The 19,929-nt window shown below is 55.7% G+C and carries 18 protein-coding genes; 9 read left to right on the top strand and 9 right to left on the bottom strand.

All coding sequences use genetic code 11. The features are described 5' to 3' along the window. Positions 1-15: 15 nt before the first annotated feature. The gene (locus AC2FIT_RS15625; RefSeq protein ID WP_496830983.1) at positions 16-912 is read left to right on the top strand and encodes a hypothetical protein; all 897 of its coding nucleotides are present in this window, start codon (positions 16-18) and stop codon (positions 910-912) included. A gap of 85 nt (positions 913-997) precedes the next feature. On the opposite strand, the gene AC2FIT_RS15620 is transcribed toward AC2FIT_RS15625, so the two are convergent. Both AC2FIT_RS15620 and AC2FIT_RS15615 read right to left on the bottom strand, forming a co-directional pair. After that, a complete protein-coding gene (locus AC2FIT_RS15620; protein WP_496830982.1) occupies positions 998-2,095 on the bottom strand; it encodes a Gfo/Idh/MocA family protein in 1,098 nt (365 codons plus the stop codon). Between the two features lie 12 nt (positions 2,096-2,107). Beyond that, the gene (locus tag AC2FIT_RS15615; RefSeq protein ID WP_496830981.1) at positions 2,108-2,818 is read right to left on the bottom strand and encodes a GntR family transcriptional regulator; all 711 of its coding nucleotides are present in this window, start codon (positions 2,816-2,818) and stop codon (positions 2,108-2,110) included. Between the two features lie 106 nt (positions 2,819-2,924). On the opposite strand from AC2FIT_RS15615, the gene AC2FIT_RS15610 reads away from it, so the two are divergent. The 6 genes from AC2FIT_RS15610 to AC2FIT_RS15585 are packed head-to-tail and all read left to right on the top strand — an operon-like array spanning position 2,925 to position 8,501. Further along, a complete protein-coding gene (locus tag AC2FIT_RS15610) occupies positions 2,925-4,079 on the top strand; it encodes an LLM class flavin-dependent oxidoreductase (protein ID WP_496830980.1) in 1,155 nt (384 codons plus the stop codon). After that, positions 4,079-4,969 (top strand): aldo/keto reductase, encoded by an 891-nt coding sequence (locus AC2FIT_RS15605; protein WP_496830979.1) that lies wholly within the window; start codon positions 4,079-4,081, stop codon positions 4,967-4,969. The genes AC2FIT_RS15610 and AC2FIT_RS15605 overlap by 1 nt, the downstream gene beginning before the upstream one ends. Beyond that, positions 4,969-5,484 carry a flavin reductase family protein gene (locus AC2FIT_RS15600; protein ID WP_496831047.1) on the top strand — a complete coding sequence of 172 codons (516 nt, stop codon included), beginning with the start codon at positions 4,969-4,971 and terminating at the stop codon, positions 5,482-5,484. The genes AC2FIT_RS15605 and AC2FIT_RS15600 overlap by 1 nt, the downstream gene beginning before the upstream one ends. Before the next feature lie 53 nt (positions 5,485-5,537). Then, positions 5,538-6,125, top strand: coding sequence for a TRAP transporter small permease (locus AC2FIT_RS15595; RefSeq protein ID WP_496830977.1), 588 nt, complete (start codon positions 5,538-5,540; stop codon positions 6,123-6,125). Continuing rightward, positions 6,126-7,415: a TRAP transporter large permease gene (locus AC2FIT_RS15590; protein WP_496830975.1), complete on the top strand. Its 1,290-nt coding sequence runs from the start codon at positions 6,126-6,128 to the stop codon at positions 7,413-7,415. 24 nt (positions 7,416-7,439) lie between these two features. After that, positions 7,440-8,501, top strand: a complete 1,062-nt coding sequence (locus tag AC2FIT_RS15585; RefSeq protein WP_496830973.1) for a TRAP transporter substrate-binding protein — start codon at positions 7,440-7,442, stop codon at positions 8,499-8,501. 33 nt (positions 8,502-8,534) lie between these two features. On the opposite strand, the gene AC2FIT_RS15580 is transcribed toward AC2FIT_RS15585, so the two are convergent. Then, the gene (locus AC2FIT_RS15580) at positions 8,535-9,005 is read right to left on the bottom strand and encodes a tetratricopeptide repeat protein (RefSeq protein WP_475180430.1); all 471 of its coding nucleotides are present in this window, start codon (positions 9,003-9,005) and stop codon (positions 8,535-8,537) included. Positions 9,006-9,080: 75 nt separating this feature from the next. Between AC2FIT_RS15580 and AC2FIT_RS15575 the strand changes: the two genes are divergently transcribed. Continuing rightward, positions 9,081-10,292: a cytochrome-c peroxidase gene (locus tag AC2FIT_RS15575; RefSeq protein ID WP_496830971.1), complete on the top strand. Its 1,212-nt coding sequence runs from the start codon at positions 9,081-9,083 to the stop codon at positions 10,290-10,292. A gap of 117 nt (positions 10,293-10,409) precedes the next feature. Here AC2FIT_RS15575 and xylA read toward each other — a convergent pair whose 3' ends face one another. Further along, a complete protein-coding gene (xylA, locus tag AC2FIT_RS15570) occupies positions 10,410-11,717 on the bottom strand; it encodes a xylose isomerase (RefSeq protein ID WP_496830969.1) in 1,308 nt (435 codons plus the stop codon). A gap of 415 nt (positions 11,718-12,132) precedes the next feature. On the opposite strand from xylA, the gene AC2FIT_RS15565 reads away from it, so the two are divergent. Beyond that, a complete protein-coding gene (locus tag AC2FIT_RS15565) occupies positions 12,133-13,320 on the top strand; it encodes an ROK family protein (RefSeq protein ID WP_496830968.1) in 1,188 nt (395 codons plus the stop codon). Between the two features lie 139 nt (positions 13,321-13,459). Here AC2FIT_RS15565 and xylB read toward each other — a convergent pair whose 3' ends face one another. The 5 genes from xylB to AC2FIT_RS15540 all read right to left on the bottom strand — a co-directional run bounded on the left by xylB (position 13,460) and on the right by AC2FIT_RS15540 (position 19,924). Next, positions 13,460-14,917, bottom strand: a complete 1,458-nt coding sequence (gene xylB / locus AC2FIT_RS15560; RefSeq protein WP_496830966.1) for a xylulokinase — start codon at positions 14,915-14,917, stop codon at positions 13,460-13,462. Between the two features lie 81 nt (positions 14,918-14,998). Next, positions 14,999-16,153 carry a Gfo/Idh/MocA family protein gene (locus tag AC2FIT_RS15555; RefSeq protein ID WP_496830964.1) on the bottom strand — a complete coding sequence of 385 codons (1,155 nt, stop codon included), beginning with the start codon at positions 16,151-16,153 and terminating at the stop codon, positions 14,999-15,001. After that, positions 16,153-17,208, bottom strand: a complete 1,056-nt coding sequence (locus AC2FIT_RS15550; RefSeq protein WP_496830962.1) for a sugar phosphate isomerase/epimerase family protein — start codon at positions 17,206-17,208, stop codon at positions 16,153-16,155. Before AC2FIT_RS15550 ends, AC2FIT_RS15555 begins: the two co-directional genes overlap by 1 nt. Positions 17,209-17,235: 27 nt before the next feature. Next, the gene (locus AC2FIT_RS15545) at positions 17,236-18,294 is read right to left on the bottom strand and encodes a LacI family DNA-binding transcriptional regulator (protein WP_496830960.1); all 1,059 of its coding nucleotides are present in this window, start codon (positions 18,292-18,294) and stop codon (positions 17,236-17,238) included. 7 nt (positions 18,295-18,301) lie between these two features. Further along, entirely contained in the window at positions 18,302-19,924 is a 1,623-nt protein-coding gene (locus AC2FIT_RS15540) for a dihydroxyacetone kinase subunit DhaK (protein ID WP_496830958.1), read from the bottom strand. Positions 19,925-19,929 lie beyond the last annotated feature (5 nt).

Here is a 19,929-nt window from a genome sequence, read left to right as displayed (position 1 = left end):
GATCGCGTCGAGGCGTTGTCCTCAGAAATCCCCAACTGGTTGCAAAAGCATGTCGGCACAGGAGATGGCCAAATCGCGCCAATCGTCCTGCAAAGGGCACGTGAGCTGTATCGGGATAAGCTGCGACAAGGCAAAGTACGAAACCCCTGCTATCTTGCCAAGGATGCGACCCGTCCCAGCACCTCGGCCAACGGAAATCCCGGGCGGCGGTTCTACGTCATCTGCGAGGCTCGGAAGTCCTTTCGCGCCGTCTCGTCCGGTTATGGAAATGGTCGCAAATTACAGCGCGCCAATTTCGCGAACGGGCGGCAGTGTGCGAAGAATTTCAGCAACGCAGAAGGATCAAAGCTGACGGCGGGCGGGGCTTATGTGACCGCTGAAACGCGGACGTCGTTCAAGGGCTATTTCAGCCGCAGCGGGCAAACGAAGCCCTTTTACCGCACGTTTCTTTTGTTTGACGGCGAAGGTGAGACAAGCAACGCCCGCGAGCGCGCCATCGGCGGCCATCCCGCTATTTTCCTAAAATGGCAATGCCGCTTTAACAACCCGCAGAGCAAGCACGCCGACGACAAAGGATTTGTCCCTTACGGACGGCTCGTGAACTATACCGGCGGTCGAAGCAACGGGTGCACGACGTGGTCACAAGCCGCCTCACAAGAGATTTTAGCGTTGGTAGAGGGGAACCCAACGACCTTGTATATCTATCCGGAATCAAAAGATATCAACGCCGTCGCAAAGGCCGTGAAAAAAGGGAAGTCACTGACACGTGCTGGCGTTTACTGGAACGCCGCATGCCTTCAAGCAATCGGCGCTCCTAAGTTTTGGCCCAAAAGCACGCTCCAACCCATTATCAATCAGTGGAGGGATTCTCTGCCGAAGCACCCCCCGTTGGAGCTGCCGATCTGTCAGTAAGAGATTCTCCTTTCAGAGAACCGATCACGCGTATCTAGTTCGCCACCCCTTCCAAGCAACATTGAGGCCCCCCAGTACGCGCCGTTTATGCGATCAGGTGCACAGTCTCACCCGTTGCTATGGCTTGCTGCGCGGCATGTCCCATCCTGACGGCCCACAGACCGTCCTGCAAACTCACATCCGGTTGCGCCTTTTCACCACGAACAACGGCCAGAAATCCCTTGTGCTGGTAAAAGGTAGATCCGTTGTGATCCCCCGCCGCCAAGAGCGTTGGGTCAACGGGCACGTCCATTGTCACCGGCCCCTTGGGGTTGCGAGGGCTGACGATCACCTGCGGCAATGGCGGTGCGCCCAGGTGATCCGGCCAGAAACGTCCGGGCCCGGGAACCAAGGCCTCAATCTTTGCATCCGGCCCTACGGCCGATATCTCTTCCTGATAGCGTGAGCCTTCGGCGAACATACATAGCTCTAACATTGCGCGCCCGCCCGAGGCAAAATCGACAATGACATAGCCGTGGTCCAGAATATCCGGGGTTTCGCCATCATATGCCTCATCCAGATGGTTTACCGCCTGCCCGCCACTTGCCGTAATGCGCACCGGGTCAGACCCAAGTATCAACCGCATGAGATCAAAGAAATGACAGCACTTTTCTACAAAAGTGCCGCCCGTGTTTCGGTTGAACCGGTTCCAGTTTCCGACCTTATCGAGAAACGGAAAGCGATGTTCACGGATCGACAGCATCTTTACGCCACCCGTCGCTTCGACCTTGTCGATCAAAGCAGCAATCGGCGGCATATAGCGGTATTCCATCGCAACCCAGATCGGGCAAGGATAATCGCGCAGCACCTTTTCCAGCCGGGCTGCATCGGCGGGATCGGTGAACAAGGGCTTTTCCACCAACAGCGGCAGCGGACGGGTATCTGCGACCTCACAGATCTGATCTACATGCAAATGGTTCGGGCTGGCAATCACAAGGCAATCCAGATTCTCAACCGCCAGAAGCTCTTGCACCGAGCCCACCATTGCAGCATCCGGCGTAAGAGCTTTGGCTGCCCTCGCCATTTCCGGATCAGGCTCAAAAATCGCGGACACCCGCGTGCCTTCAAGCAATGCGATATTGTGCAAATGCTCTTGCCCCATCATACCGCATCCGATCAGCCCGTAATTGATGCTTCGCGTCATGCGCGTTTCCTTCTATTTCAAACGTTGGACATAGGTGGCCCGATCCGGGTCGAACCAAGTTTTCGAAAATTCAACGGGTTCCGTCTTTTCCGACCAACTGAACCGCTCGATATAACCCACCAACTCACCCGCCGCTTTTGTGAACTCCGGCGGCGTCCATTGCGGCAACGGTCGAACCGACACGCGGTCCTCGGCGCGTGTGATCCAAAAGCCAAGTTGGTGTTGGTAATATCGATAGAGTGAGTCCGACAGCATCTCCCGCTCGATCCGGCCAGCTGATTCGTCCAACCAGATTTCTTCGACGGCGATGATTGTGTCATTCAGGTAGCGCATCCGGCGAACCCGCGACCCAAAGCCTGAGGTACCAAACTCCGGCAGCTCAGACGGTTTAGCCAGGTAGTCGACGGCCAGAATATCGGCCTTAGGCAAACCGCCGCCTTCGGGCAACTCCAACCGAAACATCGCATAGACGCTGTTCTGCGTGCCGCTTTCCCGGACGTAGTTCCCAGACCCCTGAATACGCTCCAGCATTCCTTTTTTTTCAAGCTCGGCCAGCGATTTTCGCAGCGTCCCGACCGAGACGTTCAAGTGCGCCGCCATCTCGCGTTCCGGCGGCAAGCGTTCGCCGTCGATCAGGCGGCCAGCCGCAATATCGCGGATCAGAAGTTCCGCGATCTGGATGTACACCGGAAGGGCGTTTGGATTTCTGTTGGCCGCGGTCATAATGGGCGCTTCGCTAGGTCGCAGGAAAAATTGATACACCATTGATCTACATCAAAGCGATTGCTACGCAAGAGGAAAAGTAAAACCGAAGCGGAGCCCGAATCAGATGACAATCGTCCCCATAAATTCCCCCGATCTGGACGCGGCTGAAGTTTCATGGTTCGCGGCGCTGTGTTCGGACGATTACCAGTTTTTGGGCGTTCCTGATGGCGATCTGCGGTCGAGTTGGGAACACTGCTCGGGCATCGTGAAAGAGGCCGAAGCACAGGGGTTTCGCAACATTCTTTGCCCATCATCTTATCAGGTCGGTCAGGATACGTTGAGCTTTGTTGCCGGGTGCGCGCCGATCACCGAAAAGATCAACATGTTGGCGGCCGTACGTTGCGGTGAAATGCAGCCAATCATGCTGGCCCGCACCATCGCGACCCTTGACCACATGCTGAAGGGGCGGTTGACGGTCAATATCATCTCATCCGACTTCCCCGGCGAAAAAGCCGACAGCGCCTATCGTTATCAGCGGTCGCGCGAAGTGGTGGAAATACTCAAACAGGCCTGGACGCAGGATGAGATCAACCATTCGGGCGAGGTTTACAATTTCTCGGGCCTGACAACTGATCCGGCCAAGCCCTATCAGACCGGTGGTCCCCTGCTTTATTTTGGGGGGTATTCTCCGTCCGCGTTGGAGCTTTGCGGCGAGCATTGCGACGTCTACCTGATGTGGCCCGAGACGAAAGACCAGCTTGCCCAGCGCATGAAAGCGGTTCACGCAGTTGCTGAAAACTACAACCGCACCTTGGACTACGGCCTACGCGTTCACATGATCGTTCGCGACACCGAAGCCGAAGCGCAGGAATACGCGGATTACATCGTCTCAAGGCTGGATGATGAATATGGCCGCGCGATCCGTGAAAGGGCGCTGGACGCGACCTCTCTGGGGGTGGCGCATCAGGCCAAAAACCGCGATCTTGCCGATGAGTACGGCTATGTCGAACCGGGGCTTTGGACCGGTGTTGGCCGCGCGCGCTCAGGCTGCGGTGCGGCGTTGGTCGGGTCGACAGATCAGGTTATGTCAAAGATCGAAGACTATCAGAAAATGGGCATCCGCGCGTTTATCTTCTCGGGCTATCCTCATATCGATGAAGCCAAGCACTTTGGTGCCCGGGTGTTGCCCAACCTCAAAACCTGCTCGCTCCCGGAAGCATATGGGCGAGTACCAAAGTCGACCCCAGCCACACCGCTGGGCCAAGGAGTTCGCCGCTGATGCAACGTGTAAAACTATCTGACTCGCTGGAAATGAGCCGTCTTGTCTATGGCATGTGGCGTTTGGGTGATGACAGCGACACTTCGGCGGGTCATGTTGAAGCGAAAATACAGGCCTGTCTGGATCAGGGCATTACGACCTTCGATCAGGCGGATATATACGGCGACTACAATGCCGAGGCGGTTTTGGGCGCTGCATTGCACGCAAACCCCGCGCTGCGTCAAAAGATGGAGATCGTCACGAAATGCGATATCATCGCGCCGTGCGGTCGGTATGCACATGCGAAGGTGAAACACTATGACACGTCGCGGGCTCATATCCTGAAATCGGTTGAAACATCCCTAACCGAAATGGCGATCGACCATATCGACCTGTTGCTGATCCACCGCCCCGATCCGTTTATGGACCACAACGAAACAGGCGCTGCGCTGGACGAAGTTGTCGCCAGCGGCAAGGTGGGCGCGGTTGGCGTATCAAATTTTCGCCCGTGGGACTGGAGCTTGCTTCAATCGGCGATGAAAACACAACTGGTCACCAACCAGATCGAGATTTCATTGGGAGAGATCAGTCCGTTTACCAATGGCGATCTGGCGTTTCATCAACAGCATGGCCAACCCGTGATGGCTTGGTCTCCGTTGGGAGGAGGCATGCTGATGGCGGGCAATCCTCCGGTCGGTGTGGTCGCAGATGAAATCGCGGCCGAGTTTAGTGTAGATCGCGCTGCTGTCGCGGTTGCATTCCTTCTGGCGCACCCCGCCGGTATTCTACCCGTTCTGGGCACCAACAATCTGGATCGCATCAAGGGCATATCCGATGCCCTGAAAGTCAAACTGGATCGCGAGACCTGGTTCCGTCTTTACGAGGCGGCGCTGGGACATGAGGTACCATGATGAATGCAATCTCAAGGGACATGACTCACACCTTCGTCCCTCACAAGGACGACACTCGAACCCTGCGTGATGCTTTCGGCCGCTTTGCCACCGGCGTCACGATCGTAACCTGCAACAGCAAGGATGGCCCGATCTGTATCACGGCCAACAGTTTCTCGTCCCTGTCGCTTGACCCCCCGCTGATCATGTGGGCCGGAGACCGCAATTCCCGCCGCTTCCCGTATTTTCACCGGGCCCGCCATTTCAGCGTGCACGTTCTTTCATCTGATCAGGCCGAGCTGTGCTTTGGCTGCTCCAAAGACGCGCACGCTTTGCGGGACATTGACCATGAGTTGTGTGAAAACGGCACGCCGCTGCTTCCAGACTGCTTGGCGCGATTTGAATGTGAGCAGCACGCTTACCACGATGCAGGCGACCACGTTATCGTGGTTGGAAGAGTTCTGAGGGCCAGCATAGCCGAGGGGGATGCGCTGACCTTTTTTGCCGGAAAGTTCGGCCAATTCGCGCAAAAATAAGCGCGCTCTGACGATTGCGGAGGCAATCCGCGACTGAACAAGGGAGGATCCGCATGGGCGGATTGACATCGGTGCTAGCACCGATTGCGATCGTGAATGAAACCGCGCTGCGTCTGGGCCGCGCGGTTGGCGTCGTTGCTATGGCGCTGATGGTGATCGCGATTTTGGTCCAGGTTTTCTTCCGATACGTGCTGGGCAACGCTTTGCCCTGGCCGGACGAAGCCGCGCGTTTCTGCATGCTGTGGATGACCGGCCTTATGGCACCGACAGCCTTTCGGAGGGGCGGCTTCGTTGCCATCGACATGGTGCCATTGATGCTGCCACGCATGATGGGGCAAATCCTGACCCTTTTCCTTCTGGTCGTGTCGCTGGCCGTGTTGCTGGTCACCGTCAACATCGGCTGGTCCGAAGTCACAGGCTTCGGCGGTAAATTTGCCACTGCCGCGCTGTATCTGCCGACGTCTATCGGCTTTGACGAATGGTACCGCATACCGCGCAGTTGGATGATGGCGTCTTTGCTGGTCGGCGTGATCCTTCTGATCGCCGTCAATATCGAGCTGATACTGCGGGCCATCATCACACTGCTTGGCGGCGGAGATCTGTTGCCAAAAATCGCTGATGCACCGGTGGGGGCTGAATAGATGCTGATCTGGTTCCTGCCGACTTTCCTGATCTTCCTTATGATCGGCCTGCCGGTCTTTTTCGCGCTTTTGGCCGCGCCGGGTATCCTGCTTTGGCTGAACGGACAAAGCAACGACATCACGCTACTGTATCGCAATGTCTATAACGGCATGGACAGCTTTCCCCTGATGGCCATCCCGTTTTTTATGCTGGCCGGCGAATTGATGAACCGCGGCGGTATCACAATCCGCCTTGTTGAATTCAGCCAGGCGCTGATGGGCCATTTCCGGGGCGGTCTGGCGCATGTTAACGTGCTGAGCTCAATCCTGTTCGCAGGGTTGTCCGGCTCTGCCGTGGCCGATACTTCGGCTTTGGGGTCAATGTTGATCCCAGCGATGGAGAAACAGGGATATACCCGTCGTTTTGCCGCTGCTATCACAGCTGCCAGTTCAGTGATCGGACCGATTATCCCGCCTTCGGGTATCATGATCATCTACGCTTATGTCATGGGTGAAAGCGTCGCCGCCCTGTTCCTAGCGGGCATCGTGCCCGGTGTGATGGTCGGCGTGGGCCTGATGCTGATGATCAAGGTCATGGCCGACAAATACGACTTCCCTGTCGCCAGCCGCAAATATACCTGGCCTGAGCGTCGTCAGGCGAGCCTCAAGGCGTTCTTTCCGCTGCTGACGCCAGTTATTATTCTCGGCGGCATTCTAGGCGGCATCTTCACACCCACCGAAGCCGCCGCCGTGGCTGTAGGTTATGCCTTCATGATCGGGTTTTTCGTCCTGCGCACACTGACCTTCAAGGAGGTGCCCGAAATTCTCAGCAATGCGGGTCTGACATCGGCTGTTGTTCTGCTGCTGGTTGGTGCGGCAATGGCGTTCAAGACCGTCGTCAGCCTGAGCCATGCACCGGAACAGCTGGCGTCTTTGATCCTGAGCCTGTCTGAAAACCCACTGATCCTTTTGTTCCTGATAAATCTGCTGCTGTTCATCGTCGGCATGTTTCTGGACGCGGGTCCGGCGATTATCATCCTTGGCCCCATCCTCGCGCCTATATTTACCAGCCTCGGCGTGGATCCGATCCACTTCGCCATTATCATGAGCGTCAACCTGACCGTCGGCCTGGCGACACCACCGATGGGCCTAGTTCTGTTCGTGGCCGCAGCCGTTTCGCGCGAGAAAGTTGAAACCATCGCCAAGGCAATCCTGCCATTCCTGGCGGTAGAAATCATAGTGATCTTTTTGATCACCTATGTCCCAGCCCTATCCATGACGATCCCACGAATAACGGGATTTGCAAATTAACTGAGTATCACAGGGAGGAAACGCATGCTCAGAAATTTCCTAAAAACCGCGGCGGTGGCCACATCGCTGGTGGCTGCGTCCGCCATTGCGGCCACGGCGGCCGATTTCACGTTGCGCGCTACGGCAAACTCGAACGAAAATGACGAGGATTACGACGGTCTTGTTGTTTTCAAGAACTATGTCGAGGCGGCCTCGAACGGTGCGATCGAAGTCGAGCTGTTCATCGGCACGCAACTATGTTCGAACGGTGCGGAATGCCTTCAGGGCGTGGCCGATGGTACCATTGATATCTATATCTCAACTTCTGGTGGTGCATCGGGTATCTTTCCTTACGTGCAGGTTTTGGACCTGCCGTATCTGATGGCTGATGACCGCGTCGCAGAACACGTTCTGTCAGGCGATTTCACCCGTAAAATGCGCGATATGGCGCTGGAGGATTCCGGTGGTGCAATCCGCCTGATGACAATCGGAAACACCGGAGGTTGGCGCAACTTCGCCAACACACAGCGCCGTATCGCCGAACCTGCCGATATGGAAGGTTTGAAAATCCGCACCGTGGTGGCCGACCTGCCGCAGGAACTGGTCAAGGCGCTGGGTGCATCCCCGACCCCAATCCCGTGGCCCGAGCTGTTCACCAGCTTTCAGACCGGTGTTGTTGAAGGGTCCAAGAATGGCATCACCGATATCATGGGGATGAAATTCCCTGATGCGGGCCTGCAATATGTCACTCTGGATGGTCATGCCTATATGGGTGCGCTGTGGTGGATGAATAACGCCAAGTTCCAGGACATGCCCGAGGATCTGCGCCGCGTGGTTGTGGACGGTTTCTATGCCTTGCAACAAGCGACGTTTGCCTCACCCAAGCGCAAGTCGATTCAGGCATACGAAGAGTTTGTTGCCGGTGGAGGAGACCTCTATGTCCCGACGCCCGAGCAAAAGGCCGCCTTCAAAGAGGCCGCTTCCCCGGTCTATGACTGGTTCCAATCCAACGTTGCCCGCGGAGATGAGATCTTTGTGGCTTTGACCGAGGCCGTGGCGGAGGCCGAAGCACAGATCAACGCAGCACGTGACGCGGACTTGAACTAATCGCCAAGGGGTCGGGCCAATGGCCCGGCCCGTTCAACGAAACGGATACATCCAAACCTTGTAGTCATTTACCAGAACATGCGCCCTTTCGATCTGCTCCGGCGACATTTTCTTAACCACTTCCTCAAGGCTGATCGCCGCGTCGGGATCGCCGCCAATGGCGCTGAGCGTATACCACATATAGGCCCGCACCAGATCGGGTGCTGGCATGCCCAAACCCAGCTCATAATACCAGCCCACTCCAGATTGCGCCCCCGGATGACCTTTCATCGAAGCGCGCAGATACCACTCGAACGCGCGCTCATGGTCCTGCTCGACACCAAGGCCAAGACCGTACATCACGCCGATCAGTTCCTCGGCCTCGGCATTTCCAGACCGGGCGGCGGGCAAAAGCTCTTCGCGGGCTGCATCAAATTTCCCCTCCTCCATCAGATCACGAGCCCGCTCCAATTCGGCCAGCGCAGGGGTGGCAAGGAAACAAAGGGCAAAAACAAACTGGCGCATGGGGCGATTGGTCTCCTGTGGGCCGGAGCCGCTGCCGCACAGGAATTGCCGCAACCGCTGACGGATGATGACTTTTTGTCCTTTGATATGGAACAGGCCGCAATCGGTCATCAACTGTTTTACGATCCAATTCTGTCGGGCAATCGGAACATCGCCTGCGCGCATTGCCATCACCCGGATTTTGGCACATCCGATGGTCTATCGCTGGGCATCGGCGAAGGCGGGCAAGGTTTGGGGCCTGACCGTATGCCGGGTTCCGGCCCCGACAAGATTCGCAAACGCATACCCCGCAATTCACCGGGGTTATGGAACCTTGGCGCTAAAGAGATCCATACCGTTTTTCACGATGGTCGCCTGAGTATCTCTGACGCATACGAAAACGGCTTCAACTCACCCGCACAGGAATGGTTGCCGGATGGGTTGAACTCACTGCTGGCGGCGCAAGCGCTGTTTCCGTTGACCTCGCAATTCGAAATGGCGGGCAATGTAGCCGAAAACCAAGTGACCGGTGCGGTCCATGACCGGATCGACAAAGGCTGGCCGATCCTGGCCAAACGTGTACGTACCGATCCGTTTTATGGACCAGCGATCGCAGCGGCTTTCGATGATATTGAGACGCCTGAAGACATTACAATCACACATATTGCCAACAGTTTGGCGGCCTTTATGGCCATCGAATGGCGCAGCACGGACAGTTCGTTTGATCAGTACCTTGCCGGAAACGCCGACGCCCTGTCACCCACCCAAAAAGACGGGATGGACCTGTTCTACGGAAAAGCGCGCTGCGCCACCTGCCATTCAGGCCCATTACTGTCGGACCAAAGTTTCCACGCCTTGGGTTTGCCACCCTTCGGCCCGGGACGAACCCGGCAATGGGACCCGTTCGTCCGAGACGTTGGGCGTATGGGTGAAAGCAACCGTCTGGAAGACGCGTACCGGTTCCGCACCCCGATGCTGCGCAATGTCGCCCTGACCGCACCTTATGGACATAACGGGGCTTTTCCCGACCTGGAAAGTATGATCCGCCATCACATGGACCCGCAGAAAAGCCTGGCAAATTGGACGCCCGAAATGGCCGCACTGCCAAATGTTCCGTGGCTTCAACAAGCAGATTTCCTGGTTTGGGACGACCGTTTAGAAATGGACCGTCAACGGAACAAGATCGACATTGAGCCGGTCAAACTCAACGACCGTGAAGTCCAAAACCTTGTTTCATTCTTACACGCTTTAACGGGGGCGAGCGTGAACACACCGATATTCGGTGTGCCCGACAGCTTTGTTCCTTAGACTATCCAATTACCTGTGCCGTCTGACAATTCTTCACGCGTCCTTAATGGGCCTGAAGGTTCGGAATAAGCATTCTGCAAACACTGTGTGAACCGTTTTTTTAGTCCTCAGCCCGCCTCAGACAAACCTGTTCACATAGTTTTCGAGCATTTCTTGGCGACCTGAGCGCGGCTCCGGATTGATATCTTCTTGCAGAACTCGCGCGGCAATCTCGTCCAGACTGCTATCCAACATGGACGCGGATTGCGGAGTGTCCCAGCCCGAATACCTCTCTTGCAGAGCACGCTCCAAGCCGCCATCTTCGATCAGTGCCGCAGCGGCTTTCAGACCCCGTGCACAGACGTCCATCCCGCCCACATGGGCCGCAATCAGATCCTTCGCATCAATGGACTGCCGGCGTAACTTGGCGTCGAAATTTGTGCCACCGGTCGTGAAGCCCCCCGCCTTCAGAATGTGGTAATAGGCCAAGGCAACCTCTGGCGTATTGTTTGGGAACTGATCCGTGTCCCACCCCGATTGGTAGTCATTGCGGTTCATATCAATCGAACCCAGCATCCCCTCTGCGGCGGCGACGGCGATTTCATGTTCAAAACTATGCCCGGCAAGGATCGCGTGCCCCTGTTCGAGGTTCAGCTTCACCTCATTTTCCAACCCATATTTCCTGAGAAAACCGATGCAGGTCGCCGCATCATAATCATACTGATGCTTTGACGGTTCCTGAGGTTTCGGCTCCACCAGAATTGTGCCTTTGAACCCGATCTTGTGCTTATACTCCACAACCATGTTCAGAAACCGGCCCATATGGTCCATCTCGGCCTTCAAGTCGGTGTTCAACAGGGTTTCGTACCCTTCGCGTCCCCCCCAGAGAACATAGTTTTCACCGCCCAGTTTCTGCGTTGCATCCAAACACGATTTTACAGTTGCAGCCGCGAACGCAAAAACATCAGGGTCTGGGTTTGTGCTGGCACCGGCCATCCACCGGCGATGGCTGAACATATTGGCCGTTCCCCAAAGCAACTTAGTACCAGATACCTGCATTCGTTCTGCGATGTAGTCGGTGATCTCCTCCAAGGTCTTAAGGTTTTCGGCGAAATTGCCTTGTTCGGGCCGAACGTCAGCGTCGTGCCAGCAAAAGAAAGGCTGACCCAGTATTTCAAACATTTCGAACGCAATATTCGCCTTCATGCGCGCCCGCCCCATATCGTTCTGCGGGTGCCACGGACGTTCGAATGTCGGCCCGCCAAAGGGGTCTCCGCCCTCCCACGCGAAAGAATGCCAGCAGGCCACTGCGAACCTAAGGTGGTCCTCCATACGCTTCCCCATCACGATCTCGTCTGGGTCATAGTGCCGGAAGGCCAGCGGGTTATTGCTGTCTGCCCCTTCGAATTGAACTTTCTCAATCCCGTCGAAAAATCCACTTGTCATGGCTTCCCTCCCCCTCGGTTCCGCACTGGCTGCTTGCCGAGAATAATCATCAACCAAAGATTGCCTAGAAATTCAGGCAATCTAGGCGCTTCAGTGGGGTTATCCATGAACAATGCGTCATCATCGGATTAGCCATGCTCGATATGCGATTTCGCGCTATGCCCGTGCATCACGCCCTCGCAGGCACGGGAAAGCGAGCTTTCATAGACAAAAGCAACGGCGCCTAGGATGTCGCAGGATAACCTCTCATTTTTCAAGCCGTCTTATCTCGATTCCCGACCTATAAGTTTGAATATCATATTTATTTTATTCGGCAAAATATTATTCTATATGCGGCACCAAAATTGCTTTAAATTGAATTCACAGAAAGATTCACGAGGGCAAGAGACTGAAAAACAAAGCCTCTTTGATTTCCTTGGAACAACGGAACGCAACCCGTCTGCGGGTCCTGGAGCATATCAGGACAAAGGGTGCCGTTTCGCGGATTGATATTGCGTCGGCATTGCAAACCAGTCCGGCAACTGTAACGGCGGCCACTGCAGATCTGATCACAGCCGGGTTAATTAAAGAGATTGAAAGCGAAGCGATATCCGCGCCCGGCAAAAGAGGCAGACCAAGGGTTTTGCTGCAGCTGGATGCCAAGTCCTACATTGTTGCAGGTCTAAAAGTCGCGCGGCAAGGTATCTCGGTCATTCTGGTCGATTTTGAAGGTAGCGAAATCGCGTCTTACAAACACCCGCTGGAAAAACCTAGAATGTCACCATCTGAGTTCGTAGCGTCCATCCGCAGCGCTCTTGACGAAACCTGCGCGCAAATTGGCCGATCTGCCAAAGATCTTGCTGGCGTTTCAATTGGAGTGGCTGGCCTTGTGGACGCAAACAGGAATTTTGTGTACTGGTCGTCTTCGATCACTGAAAGGAACATTGATTTCAGTAACTTGCTTTCTCACGATCTACCCTGCCCTGCCTTTATGGACAACGACGCCAACCTGGTTGCGAAAGCCGAGCAATTGTTTGGACTTGGCAAAGGTCTAAAGACCTTTCTCGTCGTTACGATCGAGCATGGCGTCGGCCTTGGGATCGTTCTGGATGGTCAGCTTTACCGTGGAAAAAACGGATGCGGTGCCGAGTTTGGGCACACCAAGGTTCAACTTGACGGTGCCTTGTGCCAGTGCGGCCAACGCGGGTGTCTTGAAGCCTATGTCGGCGACTATGCTTTGATCCGTGAAATGGCGGTCACAGGTCAGACAAACGAAGCAATGACCGTTGCAGACATACATGATCGCGCGCATTCGGGTGATCAAAGGGCCGCTTCGGTTCTTTCCCGTGCCGGTCAGATATTTGGTCTTGGGGTATCCAACCTCATCAACCTGTTCGACCCAGAGTGTATTATCGTGTCAGGCACGCAAAAAAGCTTTGAACATCTCTGTACGGATGAGGTTTTGGCCCGCATACGCAGTGGCGTTGTAAATGTCGACGCAGCCTTGCCTGAAATCAAGGTTCACCATTGGGGCGACCTGATGTGGGCCAAGGGCGCTGCGGCCTATGGAATCGAACAAGTTTCCATCCTTAAAGTGAGGGAGCTCATAGCGAACACACCCTAAATGCTAAACATCCTTTGCTAAGGCCAAATCGGGTGGCCCGTTGGCGTTCAGATCGCAAACCACGCCCTTGAGGACCAAGATGCGCATGCCCTCGTAAAGACTGCACTTTCGATCCGAGAAACACTCGCAGCCTCAGTTGTCACTTCGCGGCCAGTGGCGCCAGCGCTGTGTAGAATTGCCTGTATCTGCCGTATTCAGTTTCGTAAGCGTCAATCAAATCACTGCGGGGTTCAATCTTATCCTCGATTTCCGGCGGCAACATCACTTCGGCTGGCTCTGCATTGTTCACGGTACAAATGGCCAAACGCGCAGCCCCCATGGCCGCCCCGAATTCACTGCCTTTGGGCAGGTTCAGAGGGACCTGCAGAACTGTTGCCAAGGTCTCTAACCAAAACCTCGATCGCGCGCCCCCGCCGACAGCCATCAGGTTCTGCGGCGATGTTCCAGTGCTTTTCAGAGCTTCCAGGCAATCACGCATGGCGAAGGCCACGCCTTCCATAACGGCATGGGTTAGGTCTGCGGGGGCGGAAGAAACGTCCAAGCCCATAAACGCCCCTCGGACACTACTGTCGTTATGGGGCGTTCGTTCCCCGGAAAGGTAGGGCAGGAATGTGATCCCAGACGGGCCAGTGACCGCGTCAGGCAATGATGCGGCCAACTTGTCCACGGGCTGTCCGAGGTTTCGCGATAGCCAGTTCAGGCTGTTGGTGGCCGAGAGAATAACGCCCATTTGTATCCACGTGTCTGGAATAGAATGGCAAAAACAGTGCACCGCAGTTTCCGGAGCCGGAGCGTATGCGTCCCTTGCAACAAGCAGAACGCCCGAAGTTCCCAGCGAAACAAACCCCGCGCCGTCTTGTATGCTTCCGATACCGCAGGCGGCCGCCGCGTTGTCGCCAGCACCGCCCGCCACGACCACGGGACCAGACAGCCCCCATTCGCGCTGCAAATCTGCCTTTAGATCACCACCCGGATCGGTCCCTTCGATCAAACTTGGCATCTGTTCCACGCGCATGTGTCCCAAGGCAAGCGCAGCATCCGACCATTGTCGCCGACCAACGTCAAACCATGACGTGCCCGCACTATCCGACATGTCCGAGATGTATTCGCCAGTCAGCCAGAACCGTAGATAATCCTTCGGCAAAAGCACTTTGGCTATTTTCGAGAATACATCAGGCTCATGCGCGCGCACCCATTCCAGTTTCGGCGCGGTAAACCCCGGAAATACGATGTTTCCAGATATGGCGCGCATTTCCGGCGTTTGATCCAGTATCCTGGCCTGATCCGCTGACCGTGTGTCGTTCCACAGAATACACGGCCGAAGAACCGCACTGTCAGAGCCCAGCAAAGTCGCACCATGCATGTGCCCGCTCAGCCCGATGCCACGCAGTTTTGAAAAGGCGGTTTCGTCACTTGCGCGAAGCTTCCTGACAACCTCCTTACACGCGTTGATCCAATCCAACGGGTTCTGCTCGGACCAACCGGGTTTTGGTGTTGAGGTTGGAATGCTGGTTTCGGCATCGCTTAGCACGTGACCGGCATCATCTATCAAAATCCCTCTGAGACCAGACGTCCCCAAATCCAATCCAAGATACATGCGCGCCTCTTCGGTATTTGTTTAGCACAGAGACCTTTTCACGGCGCTATTCGTGCCATGCAACCCCACAATTTCAGGGATTTACTCCAACTTGACCCACGCCGCATTCCTTGCAGAGCTTTGCACACAAGCAGCCACGAACCTGACACCCTCCAGCCCATCGTGAACTGTCGGATACAAAACCGATGCCTCTGGTGGCTTTTCATGTCGGAAAGCCAGAATGGCTTCGGCGGCTTCACCGTAGATGTTCGCGAAACCTTCCAGATACCCCTCTGGGTGTCCCGGTGGTACGCGGCTTATCCGATTGGCGGCATCCCCTGCCCCGGGTCCATTTCTGGTGATCAGACGCTTTGGCTCACCATAGGGCGTAAACCAAAGATAATTCGGGTCTTCCTGAGCCCACTCCAGCCCACCCTTTTCGCCGTACACACGGAGTCGTAGGGCGTTTTCGTTGCCGGGTGCGACCTGAGAACACCACAGCATTCCGCGCGCTCCGCCATCGAAACGCACCAGGACATGCGCGTTGTCATCGACTTGGCGCCCCGGAACAAAGGCTTGTATGTCTGCGGCAAGGCTATCGGCTTTCAAGCCGGTAACAAAGCAAGCCAGATTATAGGCATGGGTTCCAATGTCACCGGTCGATCCGCCAGCGCCTGATCGTTCGGGATCGGTCCTCCACTCTGCCTGTTTGAAATCCTGCTGCTCGGTCAGCCAATCTTGGGCGTACTCAACCTGAACTACCCGGATTTTGCCGATCTGCCCGCTGGCAACCATGTCACGCGCCTGCCGGACCATGGGGTAGCCGGTGTAATTATGAGTCAGAATAAACAGTGCATTTGAACTTTCAGCCGCTTTGACCAGCTTTTTAGCGTCACCCAAGGTCGCGGTGAGAGGCTTATCACAAATCACGTGAATGCCGCGCTTCAGGAACTCACGCGCGGCGGCGTAATGCACGTGATTTGGCGTGACAATTGAAACTGCTTCGATCCCTGATTTCAGCCGTGCCTCTCTGATCGCCATCTGCTTGAAATCGTCATAAACACGTTCAAGACCCAGCGCCTGCCCGCTTTCGCGGGACTTCTCTGGCGTTGAGGACAACGCTCCGGCAACCAATTGGAACTTGTCGTCCAATCGCGCTGCAATGCGATGCACGCCTCCTATGAAGGCATCATTTCCACCGCCGACCATGCCAAGGCGAATGCGACCAGAGGTTTCTTCGCTACGTCCAGTGACCATCAGTCTATCCCCAGCATTTTACGATTGGCCGCCTCATCGGTGCCGCTGTCTGCGAAATCGTCAAAGGCTTTTTCGGTCACACGAATGATATGATCCGACACGAATTGGGCACCTTCGCGCGCGCCATCCTCAGGGTGCTTTAGGCAGCATTCCCATTCGACCACCGCCCAACCGTCAAAGTCGTTTGCCGCCATTTTTGAAAAGACAGCCCCAAAATCCACCTGCCCGTCGCCAAGAGACCGGAAGCGTCCTGCCCGATTGACCCAGCTTTGATAGCCAGAATAGACACCCTGCCGACCCGTTGGGTTGAATTCCGCATCCTTGACGTGGAACATCCGGATGCGATCCTTGTAAATGTCAATGTTGTCCAGATAGTCGAGGCATTGCAGAACATAGTGCGATGGGTCGTACAACATGCAGGCCCGTGCGTGATTGCCTGTCCGCTCCAAGAACATCTCGTACGTGACGCCGTCATGTAGGTCTTCGCCCGGATGGATTTCATAGCAGACGTCTACGCCGCAGTCTTCTGCATGGTTCAGGATCGGCACCCATCGGCGCGCGAGCTCATCAAAAGCGGTTTCTATCAGCCCGGGGGGCCGCTGGGGCCAAGGATAAACATATGGCCAGGCCAGCGCGCCCGAAAAAGTCGCATGCGCTGAAATTCCCATATTTCTGGACGCTGAAAGCGCCTTTTTGACCTGATCCACCGCCCATTCTTGCCGGGCTTTCGGATTTCCCCTGACAGTTTCGGACGCAAAACCATCGAACGCTGTGTCATAAGCCGGGTGAACGGCCACAAGCTGCCCCTGAAGGTGTGTGGACAATTCGGTAACTTCAACGCCGTTCTCTTTGGCCTTACCCTTGAAGTCATCGCAGTAGCCGGGGCTGGACGCAGCAGTATCAAGGTCAAAAAGTCGGCCATCCCAACTGGGAACCTGAACGCCCTTGTACCCGCACTCAGCCGCCCATTTCGTGATTGCATCCCATGAATTGAAAGGTGCTTCATCCCCGGCAAACTGCGCCAGAAACAAAGCCGGGCCTTTGATCGTCTTCATAATATGTCCTCCCCAAATTCCATGCCCTTACGGCGGCAAATTTTCCTTTAGATAGATATCGATACGAATGCGTTCCTGGGCTTTGTTGAACGGAACCTTGTCTGATGTGGCGCGCAGCAGACGGACGGCAGACCGAACCAAATGCCCGGAGTCCTGCGAGATCAAAGCGTCAAAGGTACCGCGGGTCAGAGCCTCACGGCTGAGCGGCGTAAGCTCGTGGGCTATAATCACCAGATCCTTGCTGATCTTGCTTTCGGACAGAAACTGAATCAGGCCCGCATTGCCCGCAGCGGAAGAATATATCCCAACCAGATCGGGATAGGTTTCAAAAATCTCGGGCATCATCTTGTAAATCAGGTCGGGGTCATCGCGACCCTCGACAGACGCCACGACTTCAAGATGCGGAAACTCCTCGGCAACGACCAGATCAAAGCCTTGGCGCCGCTCGAGATGATCACGCGCCAAGCGCGAGCCGGTCAGGACAAGAACTTTGCCCTTTTTATGCACGAACCGACCCATCAGTTGCGCCGCTGTTCGCCCGGCCGACACGTTGTCAATTCCCACGAAATGATCGCGGTCCGAACTGGGCAGGTCGGACACAAGGGCAACAACCGGGATACCCTTGTCCCTGACCCTTTTGACAGCATCGCGTACCGATGGAGTCTCAGGGCCAAAGACGGCGACGCCGTCGACCTCTTTGCTTTCCACGGCATCCAGTATTTCGACGATGTCCTGTGGTTCGAACGGCGCAACGCGCTGAATCTTCAGACGCGTACGTTCGATAAACTGATCGCGTGACTGTTCAACGATTTGCTTACTCAACGCCTCAAGAAACTCGTTGTCGGCGTCGGGCAGTACGAAAAGAAAATTGTAAACGCGTTTACGCGCCAGATTGGCAGCGGCGGTGTCGCGCACATACCCCAAGTCATCAATCGCTTTTTGTACCTTTTCAACAGTCACGGCGCGAACACCGGGACGTCCGTTCAGAACGCGATCAACAGTCGCGAGGCTGACACCTGCAACGCGCGCGATGTCGTTGACAGTTGGCTTTTCCACCACTTCTAGTTTTTGCTTATGGTCTTCCACGCGTCTTTCAGCCTTCAATCTCGTGCGCCAATCCCTCGAACAACAAGGCGACGGCTTCAGCGCCCGGGTCGTTATGCCCAATCAGGTTTTCTTCCGGGACATAAGCTGCGCGACCCGCCTTCGCATGGTGAATATTTGCCGTATTGTCAGCGCCTTCACGTGCAGCCTTCGCAGCATGCATCAGCCCCGAGGGCAGCGCCGCAAGCGCGGGTGCAAGCGCATCGATCATTGTTCTGTCACCCACCTTGGCTCCGCCTACCTGACTGACGCGGTTCAGTCCTTCCACCAGAGATTTGGATACCGAAGCCCCGCTGGCACAGGCGTCCCCTGCCGCGTTGAAGAATATCGCGAGGATGACCCCAGAAGAGCCGCCCATTGTCTGGCTCAGTTCATTGCCCAGCGCGGGGAAAAGCTGTGTCAGATCGGCCAAAGGCATTCGGTCAAGACTGCCCTGCAATGATTTGGCCGCGGTCGCAAGTGTGCTGCCTGTATCACCGTCACCGGATTTGGCATCCAGCTCGTTCAGATGCTTTTCCGCACTGATAAGCAAATCGGACAACCGAGTGATCGTTTCTTTGGTCTTAGGGTTGCTCGACGGAATGGGATCAATCGGGGTCAGCCCATCAGGCAGGGGTGCAATCTTTACCGGTTCGATAGAACTGACACCGGGCCAGGCGGCCATCTCAACTGGGGTCTCAAGTGCCGACAAATCGGCTTGGGTGACTGGCAAGATAGAAACCGAAAACCCATGCATATCCAATGAGGTCATCATCGGTGCTGGCCCAATGATATGTTGAGCGATTCCTGTTTCAGCCAAAGCATGTGTCAGGACGGCCATTTCCAAGGGGGTAGTTGACCCAAGGTTGTTAACCAATGCCACGCAAGTGCCAGAACTTACACGTTGTTTCAGTTTCTCAACAACAGTGGACATGGCGGTCATGGCATTTGCGAAATCCACTTGCTCGACACCCGGTTCGCCGTGGATACCCAAACCCAACTCTGCTTTGCCCGGCGCAATCCTATCCTCTTTGGGAGAGCCCGGAACGGTGCAGGTATCCAAGCTCATGCCGATGCTGACAACTTTTTCAATGACATTTTTTGCGGCAGTCGTCACGGTATCCAGATCGGCACCACTTTCGGCGAGCGCACCGGCAATCTTATGCACGAACAGCGTACCCGCCACACCGCGGGGCTGTGGAAGGTCTGGCAAGGCGATGTCGTCATCGACCACCACCATTTCCACTTTACGCCCCAAGGCGCGGGCCCGTTCGGCAGCCAACCCGAAATTCAGCCGGTCGCCCGTATAGTTTTTCACGATCAGCAAGCACCCCGCCTCACCTGTCACGGCCAGAATGCCTGCCAGGACAGCCTCAACCGAGGGCGAAGCAAAAACCTCTCCGCACACGGCCGCCGTTAGCATACCGGCCCCAACGAACCCGGCATGTGCGGGTTCGTGACCGGACCCTCCCCCCGAGACCAGCGCAACTTTGGATTTGTCCCAATCCGACCTGTAGACAACCTTGATATGCGGATACCCATCCAGGCGGGTCAGCGCCCCGCCGGTTGCGGTCAGAAGACCATCTATCGCCTCTGTCACAAGGGTTTCTTTGGTATTGAGGAACTGGACCATGCTTG

Source organism: Ruegeria sp. YTSA135 (assembly GCF_059610165.1).
The sequence above is the reverse complement of the archived record's forward strand: the minus strand, read 5'-3'. Positions and strand labels throughout refer to the sequence as shown.